A 13,744-nucleotide genomic window follows, 5' to 3' on the forward strand; every position below is an offset into this window, starting at 1 on the left:
GCGGACATCCCGGATGAATGTGGCGCTCTCAGGTTTTTCGCGAGCAAGCTCGCTCCTACAGGGGTGGGCGTCTTCTATTTGAATAGCTTGATAAAGGACCTTGAACCATGGACCTGACCCCACGGGAAAAAGACAAACTGCTGATCTTCACCGCTGGCCTTGTGGCCGAGCGCCGCCTCGCACGCGGCGTGAAGCTCAACTACCCGGAAACCATCGCCTACATCTCCGCCGCCCTGATGGAAGGCGCCCGCGATGGCCGCACCGTGGCCGACCTGATGCACTTCGGTACCACCCTGCTCAGCCGCGAACAAGTGATGGAAGGCATCCCGGAAATGATCCCGGATATCCAGGTGGAAGCGACTTTCCCCGACGGCACCAAGCTGGTCACTGTGCACCAGCCGATTGCGTGAGGCCTGACGATGATTCGTGACGCAACCCAAAACGATTTGCCGGCGATCCGCGATATCTACAACGACGCGGTGCTGAACACCACGGCGATCTGGAATGAACAACCGGTGGACCTGGGCAACCGCCAGGCCTGGTTCAGTGCGCGGCATGCCCAGGGTTACCCGATCCTGGTGTCGGTGGAAAACGAAGAAGTCACCGGCTACGCCTCCTTTGGCGATTGGCGGCCGTTCGAAGGCTTCCGCTACAGCGTCGAGCACTCGGTGTATGTGCGCAACGACCAGCGCGGCAAGGGCCTCGGTCCGTTGCTGATGGCGTCGTTGATCGAGCGCGCACGCGCGTGCGGCAAACACGTGATGGTCGCCGCCATCGAAAGCGGCAACCAGGCCTCGATCCGCCTGCATGAGCGCCAGGGCTTCATCACCACCGGGCAGATGCCCCAAGTGGGCATCAAGTTCGGCCGCTGGCTGGACCTGACCTTTATGCAACTGACCTTGAACCCGGGCGCCGAACCGCCCAAGGAGTGACGTCGATGAACGCCGCGCAACTGCGTCGAGTCAATGCGGAAAGTTTTGCCCATTACCGTCTGGGCTTGATCGAACTGTTGCTGGACGCGGTCAAGCATGGCGCCTCTGTTGGTTTCATGGCTGACTTCGACGAGGCCCAAGCCCGCGAGTATCTGCGCGGCGTGCAGGCCAGCATCGAAGACGCCAGCCTGTTGCTCTGGGTGGTGGTGCGCGATGAACAGGTGATCGCCAGCGTGCAATTGGCGCTCTGCCAGAAAGCCAACGGCCTCAACCGCGCCGAGGTGCAAAAGCTGCTGGTGCACAGCAGCGCGCGCCGCCATGGCCTCGGCCAGCAATTGATGAGCACCCTGGAACTCGCCGCGCGCCAGCACAAGCGCGGTTTGCTGTACCTGGACACCGAAGCCGGCTCACCCGCCGAAGCCTTCTACCAGTCGCTGCGCTACACCAAGATCGGTGAACTGCCCGACTACTGCCAAAGCCCGGACGGGCGCTACAGCCCGACCGCCATCTACTTCAAGACCCTGGGGCAACCTGCATGATTCCTGGTGAATATCAGATCCAGCCTGGCGACATCGAACTCAACGTCGGCCGCCGCACGATCAGCCTGAGTGTGGCCAACAGCGGCGACCGACCGATCCAGGTGGGTTCGCACTACCATTTTTTCGAGACCAATGACGCGCTGACGTTTGACCGTGCGGCGAGCCGTGGCATGCGCCTGAATATTCCGGCGGGGACGGCGGTGCGGTTTGAGCCGGGGCAGAGTCGGGAGATTGAGTTGGTCGATTTGAGCGGCGGTCGCCGGGTGTTCGGGTTTGCCGGACAAATCATGGGCGACCTGTAGGAGCCGGCTTGCCGGCGAAAGCGAGCTCGCGAGCGTTCTCACATTCACTTGAATTCCAAGGCATGCCCATGAAAATTTCTAGAAGCGCCTACGCCGACATGTACGGCCCCACCGTTGGTGACAAGGTCCGCCTGGCCGACACCGAGCTGTTCGTCGAAGTCGAACAGGACTTCACCGTCTATGGCGAAGAAGTGAAATTCGGCGGCGGCAAAGTCATCCGCGACGGCCAGGGCCAAAGCCAATTGCTCGCCCATGAAGTGGTCGACACGTTGATCACCAACGCGCTGATCATCGACCACTGGGGCATCGTCAAGGCCGACGTCGGCCTGAAGAACGGTCGCATCCACGCCATCGGCAAGGCCGGCAACCCGGACATCCAACCCGGCGTGACCATGGCCATCGGCGCCAGCACCGAGGTGATTGCCGGCGAAGGCATGATCCTCACCGCCGGCGGCATCGACAGCCACGTGCATTTCATCTGCCCGCAGCAGATCGAAGAGGCGCTGACCAGTGGCGTCACCACCATGATCGGCGGCGGCACCGGCCCGGCCACCGGTACCAATGCGACCACCTGCACCTCGGGCCCATGGCACTTGGCGCGCATGCTCCAAGCCAGCGATTCGTTCCCGATGAATATCGGTTTCACCGGCAAGGGCAACGCCAGTCTGCCGGAGCCGTTGATCGAACAGGTCAAGGCCGGCGCCATCGGTTTGAAGCTGCATGAAGACTGGGGTACTACCCCGGCGAGCATCGACAACTGCCTGAGCGTCGCCGATGAATACGACGTGCAGGTGGCGATCCACAGCGACACCCTCAACGAATCCGGCTTTGTCGAAACCACCCTCGCCGCGCTCAAGGGCCGCACCATCCACACTTATCACACCGAAGGTGCAGGTGGCGGCCATGCACCGGACATCATCAAAGCCTGCGGCTTCCCCAACGTGTTGCCCAGCTCGACCAACCCGACGCGGCCCTTCACCCGCAACACCATCGACGAACACCTCGACATGCTGATGGTCTGCCATCACCTCGACCCCAGCATTGCCGAAGACGTGGCGTTCGCCGAAAGCCGTATCCGCCGCGAGACCATCGCCGCCGAAGACATCCTGCACGACCTCGGCGCGTTCTCCATGATCAGCTCCGACAGCCAGGCCATGGGCCGCGTCGGCGAGGTGATCACACGCACCTGGCAGACCGCCGACAAAATGAAAAAACAGCGCGGCCCACTGCCGGGTGACGGCCCCGGCAACGACAACTTCCGCGCCAAGCGCTACATCGCCAAGTACACCATCAACCCGGCGATCACCCATGGCGTGAGCCATATCGTGGGGTCCATCGAGGTGGGAAAATGGGCAGACCTGGTGCTGTGGCGCCCAGCGTTCTTCGGCATCAAGCCGACCCTGATCCTCAAGGGTGGCGCCATCGCCTCAAGCCTGATGGGCGACGCCAACGCGTCGATCCCCACGCCGCAACCGGTGCATTACCGCCCCATGTTCGCCAGCTTCGGCAGCTCGCTGCACGCCACCAGCCTGACCTTTATCAGCCAAGCCGCCCAGGACGCCGGCCTGCCCGAAGCCCTGGGATTGAAGAAGCAGATCGCCGTGGTCAAAGGCTGCCGGGATGTGCAGAAAACCGACCTGATTCACAACGATTACCTGCCGGATATCGAGGTGGACCCGCAGACCTATCAGGTCAAGGCCGACGGCGTGTTGCTATGGTGTGAGCCGGCGGATGTACTGCCGATGGCGCAGCGCTACTTTCTGTTTTAACAACGTCCCGCCCCCTTGAAGACGGTGTTCGTCCTCAAGGGGGAACGCTCAACTACCAGGTTCAAGGAAACTTGGTTTTGATCGCCGCCTCGGAGTATCGGTAGTTCACCCGCAGTTCGACGCCTGCAGGGATATCTTCAGTCGCGAACACAGCACTCAACAGATACTCGCTCCTCACCCCCGGGCGACTGGTCGCGTGTTCGGCTTCAACCTTGAAGGCAATACTTTCAACGTTGTACCCCGCCGGCGCCTGTCGTACGGGCTTGTCGCTGGCGTCATATTCGAAGTGGGTATTGATTCTGGACGTTATGTTGTCGCCCACGAGATAAATCGGTTCGGTGCGGAAAGAACCTGCGTCCGGCACGATCTTGTGACCGACGACCATGCCAAACGTACTCTCGGTGCCCACGGAAAAACCATGAGGTATAACGACCCCTCCGTACACCCCCACCACCTCGCCTTTAACGATGCGTCGATTGGCCACGACCATGGATTGCCCTATCAAAGCCTTCTCTCCTGGCACTTTCACATCGTCCGCCGTAAAGGTTCGCCACTGTAGTTTCTCTTCATAGAGCGCCCCAACGTTTTCATACCCTTCAAACTTTATATAGGGCTTTATTTGCGCCGAGGAATAGGTCTCACCCGACTCTATTTTTACCTGTGTCTCCAGGCGTTTGATTCGAATCGGCTTGCCTTGAAAATCCCTGAGTGGGTACTTGCCATTACTGGCACGGTTGTAAGTGCCCAGTTCGTTTTTGAGCGTCAGAAAGTGAGCTTCCTGGCGCATGAACCTGAGCTCTGCCGTGGTGTAGGGCGACACAGGCATGGACTCCGAGGCGGGCTCAAATTCATCGTCAGACGAGCCCGCACGCATTCCCCCAACCTGGCCTCTGCGCCTCCAAACCCCTTTTACATCCGGCTTGGCCACAATCCCACTGCTGACGAGTTCGAACGGATTATTCGGGCTCTGCACCCGTAGCAGGTAATGCTGCCCGTCACCGGCGTCCGGCATGCTGGTTATAAAATACTGCTTGCCGTTGAACTCAATGGCTTGCGCCTCTGACAGTGCCAACGCAAATGCCGGTCGCTCAGCGGGATCCGTCAGGGTTTGAAGGGGCTCCCGAGGCAGCAGGCGCTCAGCGATCTCCTGGCGAGTCAGCGTATCGATCAACGCGGCATCTTCAATCACAAGGCGAGCCTGCAAGTCCTTGGCCTGTGCGTCGTACGCGCTGGCCGTGAGGCTGCCGTCGGAAAAACGGTCGTGCAACGCGGCCAGCGCCTCTTGATACGGCCTGCCCTGTGCCTCGAATTGCGGTCGGTATTTCTGGGTCACATAGTCCTGCCAGAACTCGCGGGAAAGGAGCGCCTGAAACTCTTCAGGCGAGTTATCCAGCGCGATGATTCTGTCATAGGCCGCGTCCAGCATCGCTTGGGTAACGTTGCCCAACGCCGTGAACCTGACTTGCGACGGCTGCCCTGGCAAGTGCAGTCGGTCCTTGAGGCCATACCGATAAGCCAACCTGATTTCGACTTCCTCCAATTGTGCCAACTGGTGGTTTTTTTGCTCCGTCGTCAGGTCCCGATTGTTGTTAATCGCCGTTCTGCGCTGATCAATATCGTTCAAGGCGACCTTCTCGACTTCGTCCAGGCGGAACATGCCTCTGGACAAACTCGACAGCGCCAAGCCCTGGGTTGAATCCATGGCCTGGAGCCTGGCCTTGTAAACCATCGTCATGATTTCCAGGTTACTGAAAGACAATGCAGCACGATCACAACAGGCTGGCCGGCCCGCCCATTCGAACATTTGCTCGCGCAGGTTTTCGGATTCGGTGGAGTTCTCGGTGATGCTGTCGATGACCTCCCAGACGCGGCGCTGAAGGTCTTCATGACCTGCGCCCGCCGCTTGCAGGTCTCGCAGCACATTAAAGAAGCCGTCTGCGCCCGCCTGCCCACGCAGGTCATCCCACTGGGCTTTTCTGGTGGACGCCTGCTCGGTGGACAAGCCTGCCGACCAACGCTGGAACGGTGCGTCATAAGTCACCGCACGCGCGGCGACGCGGCTTGCGTTCAAAGGCACGGAAGCGACCAGCCGATTCGGTTGATTGGGCGAGGCCAGCCCAGCCTGTTCAAGGCGCTCGCCATATTCTCGGACCTGCTGCAATGTGGCCTCTGACCAGGGATTGCCGCTTGCGTCGGTTACGTTATTGACCCGTGCACTCTGGGCCAGTAGTTCCTGTGGTGGCGAGATGACTGACGCCGGGATTGTGGTCATCTGGTTGCCGATGAGGTCTATGCGGTCCAGCAGCGGTTGCTCGGCCAAACCGGTCGGCCAGTCAGTCAGACCTGCGTGCGCCATGTTAAGCGTGCGCATATCGGTTATCTGGCTGAAGTCGGGGGAGATACGCAGGTCGTTGTCATTGACGAGTAACGCCCTGAGCGTTACACGCTCTGACAATATCCTGGCCGTTTCCGGGCTCAAGCGAATCCGGTTGTTCTGTAGAAACAGACGCGTCAACCCCGGCATTTCACCCAAGGCGGGCGGTAATTCACGCAGCTGGTTGCCAGACAAATCCAACCAACGCACGCCCTGGAACCTTGCGAGAAACCCCTCAGGGGACGTGGCCAGGTTCATGCGGCTCAATTTGAGCGAGCCGACATGGCTGAAGTCAGTATCCAGGTCCGGCAGGCTCGGCAGGTTCAGGCCACTGAGGTCCAATTCGAGGCCGATTGAGCTGCCGTCAGTGGCCTGCATTTGCGGCGTTTCCTTTCTCCAGCAGCTCATGATGCGTTGCTGAGCCTCAAATCGGTCAGCATGAACAGCTCTCTCGATATTCAACTGGCCTGGACGGATATACCGCTGATGCGCGCCGCCGCCTGAGAATGTCCAGGCATCGAGCTGGGTCTCGAGTCGATCAAACCCCTGTTCCAGATGGGCCAGCTCCACCTCTGCACCAGCGCCTAGATTCCAGACAAACTCCCTGGCCTTTTGCGTGTTGTAGGTCGGGTACATTTTCTGAACTGTCCTTACCCTGGGATTACCGCTGTCAAACGCGTCATGCTCCCCACCCGAAACCAAATCGGGCCGGCTCTCGCTCAGGCGCCTCCAGTAGCCATCAAATGTTTGCCAATAATCCTCAGGAAACGGGTTGCCCTGCACCATTGTGACGCGATTGACCCGGGCCATTGCCTCAACCTCTTCAGGTGGCGGGTTCAAATGAGCTTCTGGCACTTGGCGCAACTTGTTGAACCTCAGGTTGACGTACTCCACCGAGGTCAGATGCTGCATACCGGAAGGCCATTGGTCCATTTGCGTCAGCGCCAAATCCAGTCTTTTCAGCCGGGGCATGTTGCTGAAGTCCAGAGGCATCCCCAGCGGGTTGCCTGACAACTCAAGCACCTCAAGGCCAGTCATTGCACTAAGCGTTGCTACACTGCGTGCGTTCAACCGGATTTGATTCCCGCGCAGGCTCAAAGAGGTCAGGCTGTTCATATCAGTGAAGGCCGCAGGCAGTGCGGTAAGCCCGGCGTTGGAGATATCCAAGCGCTTGACATGAGTAAAGTTCTTGAGAAACGTTTCACTACTCTCCGACCACTTGAAGTAGCGGATCTCAAGTGTCTCAACATGACTGAAATCTGCAGTCAACGCTGGCAACGTGGCGTCCCCGCCACCGAACGACAGCTGCAACTTGTTCCCCGTTTCCCGCCGCCAGCAGCGCCTGATTTCATCGGCCCGAACGGCCGCATAACCGCCGCGACGATCAAACTCGGTAACCATGCGTTGCGGTGCATGCTCTGTCACCCACGCTTTCAACGTGGCGTCCAAGGTCTCGAACTCAGCTTCCAACCGCGTGAGCACACGGGAGATGTTCACGCCCGATGACCGAATGAACTCAACCGTTTGCTCCTCACTGAGCGCCGGGTACAGCTTGCGCACCCGTGTCTCGGGAGAATGCAGTGTACGGTCACTGACACGGCGCAATCGGCTGCAGCCGGGCCCGCCGCCCAACAAGCGCATCGTAGGATCATAGGGTGGCTTGAGGACCGGGTGCTCCAACAAAACCGTGCGTAATTGGGGGCGTGGCAACGGTGATTGCCTAATGGCTTGCTTGAGCTGCGAACTGTCACTCAGGTTCATGGTCTGCTGCTCCTGGGGCGACATTGCCTCCCAGACCGCTGTGTAAAAGTCCCCTGGGCCCTGGGTCAAAAACTCACCGTTTTCCTGGATAACCAGCGTCCTGGCCGGCGTGATGTCCGGGGAGCCGATGGCATCCAATGTCGGCCCTTGCGCCGAATACTGCCGTAGCTCAAGTCGCGTTCCGCGCCGCCACCCCGGCAGGGTTTCAAGGGTACGCAAGGCAAGGCGCTGGCTGTCGACGTCCGTCAGGGTGTCCAGGTGCAGCCCTTCATAGGCGCGGGATACGCGGGTTTCCTGCTCAAACCATCGCGCTTGCGCAGCCTGGGTTTCAGGCAGGCGACCAGTGCGGCGAAACACCTGCAAATCGTCAGCACCCAGCGTTTCAAGCACGTGCGCAGCCACCGTTGGCGACAGTTTTGGATAAGCATCCAGCACCCGTTGAACATCTGGATCATCGGTGCGGGTAGAGGCCTTGAAACGCTCTTCCACCAACGTGCCTTTGAGGGACGCCGCCGTGCTGGCGATGAACTGGCGCAGTTGGTGGGCCCGCGAATGTAAGGAGTCTTGAGGGTTGCCGGGCATTTCCGTGAGCGCCGGGTCATCCCCTTGCAATGTGTACAGCACCTCGTTGAGCAACTCGCCCCGGTCCATATGACCTTGGCTCAGCGCCACCACTTTCCTTGGGGTCGATGCCGGGCCGACGCTTTCCCAAAGGATCTTGGCGTTATTGTCGATGACCCGAAGCAACGGCGTGTCAGGCAGCAGGCCGCGGCGCCGCATGAGGTCGAGTTGCAACGCCGGGTCAGCTTTTGCGTAAACCCGCGGATCGGTACTGTTCATCTGCTCGACGAACGTCGTGAGCTCTTGATGGATCTCGAAACGATGAAGGGTTTCCTCAAGCACCAGCGGGAGCGGTTCATGATTAACGAAGGTTTCACGCAAGGTATCAGGCTCTACCCCACTGACACGGACTTGATCCGCGTGCTCGGCCAACCCCAGTCGTTTGAGCAGTGTGGGGTCGTCCCAGGTCAACGGCTCTTCAAGTTCATGGCTCCAGGCTCCCTGATGGTTATGCTCCAGTTTTGGTGCATAGGCGTCGGGCCGGGTCGGGTGCTGGATTCGGTATTGGCCGGTGTCCGTGTCCTGTTTGACCTGATAATGCTTGCCCTCCAGTGGCAACACCGCCTGGTCGTCGACCTGATGCAGCCCCAGCTTGCCGGCGTTGGACTCTGGTACCAGTTCGACCGTGGACGCATAGGGACCAAGGTCCGCCCTCCATAGCATCTGCTTGCCTGACGGCATCGTGACGGATTTGAGATGATCAAGCGTGTTCACATACTTGATCCTGGGCAACACTTTGGCACCCGCGGCAAAGAACGCCGCATTGAGTGCCACCGAGGCGAAGTGTGCCCACGCCTCTTTCGTATCTCCCTGCTCAGCCGCTGCGATCCCTTCGTATACCTCGTAACACATCTGCGCCGCGCCGACGGCCAGCATGATCGGCCCCAGGCCCGGCACCACAAAAGCGGCCACGTTCAGAACACTGAGTACCGCATCGAGGTAGCTTTCCAACCGTTCGGTTCGAGCCTTCGCATCCTCGTCTCCCGTCGGCACGGCGACCGCTCGTGCATCGGCATAAATCTTAGTGATGTGCGCATTGGCCACGTGCTCCCACACATTGCCCCACAGGTACCTGTCATCCAGACGCAAGCGCCCAGGATTGGGCTGCAGCGGGTAATCCAGCGTTGCATCGTCGTTGCCCGCAGGCTGATACAACCGGTTGAATTGTTTAAAGAACTTGCCCTGGTCACGCTTGGGAATAAACCGGCTGAAAAAGCGCCGGTAAGAGACGCTGTGCAGGCGCATCCTGAGGTCGGCCATGAAATCGGCGCTGGAGGTATATTCCCTGAGCGGTTGCTGTGGGTCATTCGGGATGTACACCAGCAGCCGTTCGACGCGGGTACTGTCAGCGCGGTCCGGACCTATCAGCAGGGGGCCGACCAGCTCAATGCCGAAGGCTCTCAAGACCGCGAACGTGACGCGCCGACCATCCAGACTCACGTTCGGCGTATCGGCCAGCACTTGCTTGAGCATCTCGTAGGCAGTGTCGCTGATACCGGCCAAAACACGGCCACTGCGGTGGTCTTTGCCGAGCTGTAGATGGGCGACCTCAACGCTGAGCGCCAGTTGTTGACGGTGATGTTCTCGCAGTTGCTGGTCCAGTGCATCGCGCTCAGCCTTCGTTGCCGGATACAGCACCTCTTTGAGGTGTGCTTGATAACGCGCGCCCAGGTCCAGGGTGCGGCAGAGCTTGGCAAAGGCATGCGCAGGGATGGCCACGGCCTGGGAAGTGACCGCGTAGACCGTTGGAATGATTTCGCCGTCGTACGCGCTGAACGTGGTGATAACGCGGCAATCGGCACACGTCAGCGGCTGCTCATCGTCAGGCTCGAAATTGGCCAGTGCGGCTTCCAGCAGGGAAATGCCCTGATACCGGTCGTTGAGCGTCGAGTTGTCCTGCTGCTCCAGCACAAAAGCGCCGAACATGTCCGTACGGCCGTGTGATGCACGGTATTTGCGGGCGAAGTAGGTGTTATGAACATCGATGTCCAGCTTGAATTCTTTTTTGATCGCCTCTTTCAGCAGCGTTTCGGCAAAGTCCGCAATATCGGTGAGGCTGCCCAGGCGATTTTCGATGGTGTTCAACGTCTCGCGATAGCGGGTGTGGGCGTCTCCCAGTACCCCTTTGGCTTCAGTTGAAGCGGCCCGATACCAACTGGGCAGTTGGTGCATTTCGTGGCTGGCGAACTCTTCCTGGCGTTGCGTGCTCGCCTGGTTGAACCAGGCGGGCACACGGTCTTTCAGGAAGTCGTAATGAACACCGCGAGCGTCGGCGTTGAACACGCCGACGAGCGTGGCAGTTGAGTTGGGTTGTGACATGACGGATCGTCCTTGAGGTGAGGTAAAGACCTCAGCCTATCGAGCGATACGGTGTTGACGGCCTGCATAGTTATGGCTTGGTTTCCGCGCTTTTCCGGCCCATCGTTTTGTCGCAAAACCTGCGCCGGATGTTTTGAGTTTCCTCGGCCAGCGTGGAGTAGTCGGCTGTGTATTGTTCATCCGTCATCACCTGGCCGGAACGGATGTCCTGAGTGGGCTTGCCCAACCTACGACCTGCCATGTCGATGGTCATGCGCAAGGCGGCTTTTTCTGTGCCCGATAAGCGCCCATCGGCGGCCCATGCCTCTTGTGCCTTCAGCAAGTCTTCCAGGGCATTGCCCTTTGTTGAGCGTGTCTTTTTGTGCTTGGGTAGCGCAGATGTACCAGGCGGGCAGTTCAGGCTTGAGCTGGCGCAAGGCAACCCGATTTTGCTCGGATGCACTGACCAAAACCTGCGGTATATGGTTGACGAGCGTCGTGAAGTGCTGCCCCTGGTCTCCCGGAGGGGTGGGGCTTGAGAAAGGGCCATGAATCGTTACCTCATCGAGAAATGAGGAGCTTATTCATGGCCCACCAAGGTCTGGGCCTAACTATCCAGTCAGTTGCTCCAGCCTTCACGCGCGTTGAAATCGCAGCGTTCTGCCAACTTTGTCCACAACGCCCTGGTGTCGTCGTCGGACGTTTTGGGCATCACGGCCTTGAGCTGGATGAACAGATAACCCCGTTCCCCGCTCTTGTTCAGCAAACCATGGCCCTTGGCGCGCATGCGCTGGCCGTTCTGGCTGCCGGCAGGCACCTTGAGGTTGATCTTGCCGGTCAGCGTCGGCACAGCTACTTCCGTACCCAACGCCAACTCCCACGGTGCCAGCGGCACGGTGATTACCAGGTCCTGACCTTCCACCTCGAACTTGGAGTGTGGTGCAAATTTGATGATCAGGTACAGGTCACCATTGGCCCCGCCGCCAATCCCCGGCGCGCCCTGCGCCTTGAGGCGGATGCGCTCACCGTCGGCTACGCCAGCGGGGATCTTCACGTTGAGGCTCTTGGTAGTGTTGCTGACGTGCCGGCCCGAGGCGTCGTATTGCGGCACCTGGAAGCTGATCTGCTTGGACTCGGTGGACAGCGTCTCTTCAAGGGACACGGTCAGTTGCATCTCCACGTCCTGGCCCTTGCGCCCGGTCGGACGGCGCTGGCCGCCGCCGAAACCGTCGCCACGGGAGCCGAAGATCGAACTGAAGAAGTCCGAGAAGTCCTCACCACCGCCGCCACCGCCAAAGCCGCCACGGCTCTGCCAACCCGGAGGCCCTTGGAATGGCTGGCCATGCTGGCCGTATTTGCGCAGTTCGTCGTATTCGGCGCGTTTGTCGGCGCTTTTGAGCGCCTCATAGGCTTCGGACGCATCCTTGAACTTGGCTTCGGCGTCTTTTTCCTTGCTCACATCGGGGTGATATTTGCGCGCGAGCTTGCGGTAGGCCGCCTTGATTTCCTTGTCGTCAGCCGTCGGCTCTACGCCCAATATCTTGTAGTAGTCTTTGAAATCCATCGGCGGTTCACCATCCTTAATCGAGATCGCACAGCCCGGGGCACAACGTGCGCTGGTTTGCACCTGTTGAGTCTTGTGGCCTGGGGGTGCGTCAAAGTGTTATCGGCGCTTGCCGTATGCAGCAGATGTGGGGGCAAATCCCCAGGTTTCAAGGAAGATTTAACAGATGGTCGGCCTACGCATCCGCCCTCGACTGGCATACACTGCGCGGCCGTTTTTCAACCGGAACCTGATTGTCATGGAAAACTCATCCCCAGCCCGTGCCTGCGGCATCGACTTTGGCACGTCCAACTCCACCGTCGGCTGGATCCGTCCCGGCGAGGAGACGCTTATTGCGCTGGAGGACGACAAAATCACCCTGCCGTCGGTGGTGTTCTTCAACTTCGAGGAACGCCGCCCGGTGTACGGTCGCCTGGCGCTGCACGAGTACCTGGAAAACTACGAAGGCCGGCTGATGCGCTCGCTCAAGAGCCTGCTGGGCTCCAAGCTGATCAAGCACGACACCAGCGTGCTCGGCACGGCGATGCCCTTCACCGACCTGCTGGCGCTGTTTATCGGCCAGCTCAAGAGCCGCGCCGAAGCCAACGCCGGCCGTGAATTCGAAGAAGTGGTGCTGGGCCGTCCGGTGTTTTTCGTCGATGACGACCCAATGGCCGACCAGGAAGCGGAAAACACCCTGGTCGACGTGGCGCGCAAGATCGGCTTCAAGGACATTTCGTTCCAGTACGAGCCAATCGCGGCGGCGTTCGACTACGAGTCGACCATCGAGAAAGAAGAGTTGGTGCTGATCGTCGACATTGGCGGTGGTACCTCCGACTTCTCACTGGTGCGCCTGTCACCAAATCGTCGCCACAACGACAACCGCCAGAGCGACATTCTCGCCACCGGCGGTGTGCACATCGGCGGGACCGACTTCGACAAACAGCTCTCGCTGAACGGCATGATGCCGCTGTTCGGCTACGGCAGCCGCATGAAGAGCGGCGCCTACATGCCGACCAGCCACCACATGAACCTGGCCACCTGGCACACCATCAACTCGGTGTACTCGCAAAAATCCCAGCTGGCATTAGGCAGCATGCGCTATGACATTGAAGACACGGGTGGCATCGACCGCCTGTTCAAGTTGATCGAACAGCGTGCCGGACACTGGTTGGCCATGGAAGTGGAAGAAACCAAGATCCAACTGACCCATGAAGACAGCCGCCACGTGGCGCTGGACCGCATCGAAGCAGGCCTGAGCGTAGACCTGAGTCGGGCGTTGTTCGAGTCATCCATCGACGCCTTGCTGGAGCGTGTACGCGGTAGCGTGACGCAGTTGCTCAACGACGCTTCGGTGAGCGTGGCGCAAGTGGACACGGTGTTCTTTACCGGCGGTTCCAGCGGCATTCCGGCACTGCGCCACAGCATTTCGGCGATGTTGCCGAATGCGCGGCATGTGGAAGGCAATATCTTTGGCAGTATCGGCAGTGGTCTGGCGATCGAGGCCAGCAAGCGCTACGGCTACTAAAAGATCAACTGTAGGAGCGAGCTTGCTCGCGAAACACCTGAGAGCGCTGCGTTATCGTTGGCGTTCTTCGCGAGCAA

9 protein-coding genes are annotated in these 13,744 nt (G+C 59.6%); 6 read left to right on the forward strand and 3 right to left on the reverse strand.

Going from position 1 to position 13,744, the window contains the following annotated elements:
- The first annotated feature begins 107 nt into the window (after nt 1-107).
- From HX868_RS00550 to ureC, 5 genes are all read left to right on the forward strand, one after another.
- Nucleotides 108-410 (forward strand): urease subunit gamma, encoded by a 303-nt coding sequence (locus HX868_RS00550; RefSeq protein ID WP_010213535.1) that lies wholly within the window; start codon nt 108-110, stop codon nt 408-410.
- Nucleotides 411-419: 9 nt separating this feature from the next.
- Nucleotides 420-932, forward strand: coding sequence for a GNAT family N-acetyltransferase (locus HX868_RS00555; RefSeq protein WP_177001552.1), 513 nt, complete (start codon nt 420-422; stop codon nt 930-932).
- A gap of 5 nt (nt 933-937) precedes the next feature.
- Complete coding sequence (locus tag HX868_RS00560) at nt 938-1,471, forward strand: GNAT family N-acetyltransferase (RefSeq protein ID WP_177001553.1); 534 nt, start codon at nt 938-940, stop codon at nt 1,469-1,471.
- On the forward strand, nt 1,468-1,773 hold the full coding sequence (locus tag HX868_RS00565; protein ID WP_177001554.1) for an urease subunit beta: 306 nt from the start codon (nt 1,468-1,470) through the stop codon (nt 1,771-1,773). Before HX868_RS00560 ends, HX868_RS00565 begins: the two co-directional genes overlap by 4 nt.
- Nucleotides 1,774-1,841: 68 nt before the next feature.
- Nucleotides 1,842-3,542, forward strand: a complete 1,701-nt coding sequence (gene ureC / locus HX868_RS00570; RefSeq protein WP_177001555.1) for an urease subunit alpha — start codon at nt 1,842-1,844, stop codon at nt 3,540-3,542.
- A gap of 61 nt (nt 3,543-3,603) precedes the next feature.
- Here ureC and HX868_RS00575 read toward each other — a convergent pair whose 3' ends face one another.
- The 3 genes from HX868_RS00575 to HX868_RS00585 all read right to left on the reverse strand — a co-directional run bounded on the left by HX868_RS00575 (nt 3,604) and on the right by HX868_RS00585 (nt 12,160).
- The gene (locus tag HX868_RS00575; RefSeq protein ID WP_177001556.1) at nt 3,604-10,617 is read right to left on the reverse strand and encodes an NEL-type E3 ubiquitin ligase domain-containing protein; all 7,014 of its coding nucleotides are present in this window, start codon (nt 10,615-10,617) and stop codon (nt 3,604-3,606) included.
- A 70-nt stretch (nt 10,618-10,687) separates the two neighbouring features.
- The gene (locus tag HX868_RS00580; protein WP_177001557.1) at nt 10,688-11,059 is read right to left on the reverse strand and encodes a hypothetical protein; all 372 of its coding nucleotides are present in this window, start codon (nt 11,057-11,059) and stop codon (nt 10,688-10,690) included.
- A gap of 156 nt (nt 11,060-11,215) precedes the next feature.
- The gene (locus HX868_RS00585; protein ID WP_177001558.1) at nt 11,216-12,160 is read right to left on the reverse strand and encodes a DnaJ C-terminal domain-containing protein; all 945 of its coding nucleotides are present in this window, start codon (nt 12,158-12,160) and stop codon (nt 11,216-11,218) included.
- 238 nt (nt 12,161-12,398) lie between these two features.
- Here HX868_RS00585 and HX868_RS00590 point away from each other — a divergent pair, with 238 nt between their 5' ends.
- Nucleotides 12,399-13,667 carry an Hsp70 family protein gene (locus HX868_RS00590; protein WP_177001559.1) on the forward strand — a complete coding sequence of 423 codons (1,269 nt, stop codon included), beginning with the start codon at nt 12,399-12,401 and terminating at the stop codon, nt 13,665-13,667.
- Nucleotides 13,668-13,744 lie beyond the last annotated feature (77 nt).

It is taken from the genome of Pseudomonas reactans, from assembly GCF_013385825.1.
GTDB lineage: Bacteria > Pseudomonadota > Gammaproteobacteria > Pseudomonadales > Pseudomonadaceae > Aquipseudomonas > Aquipseudomonas reactans.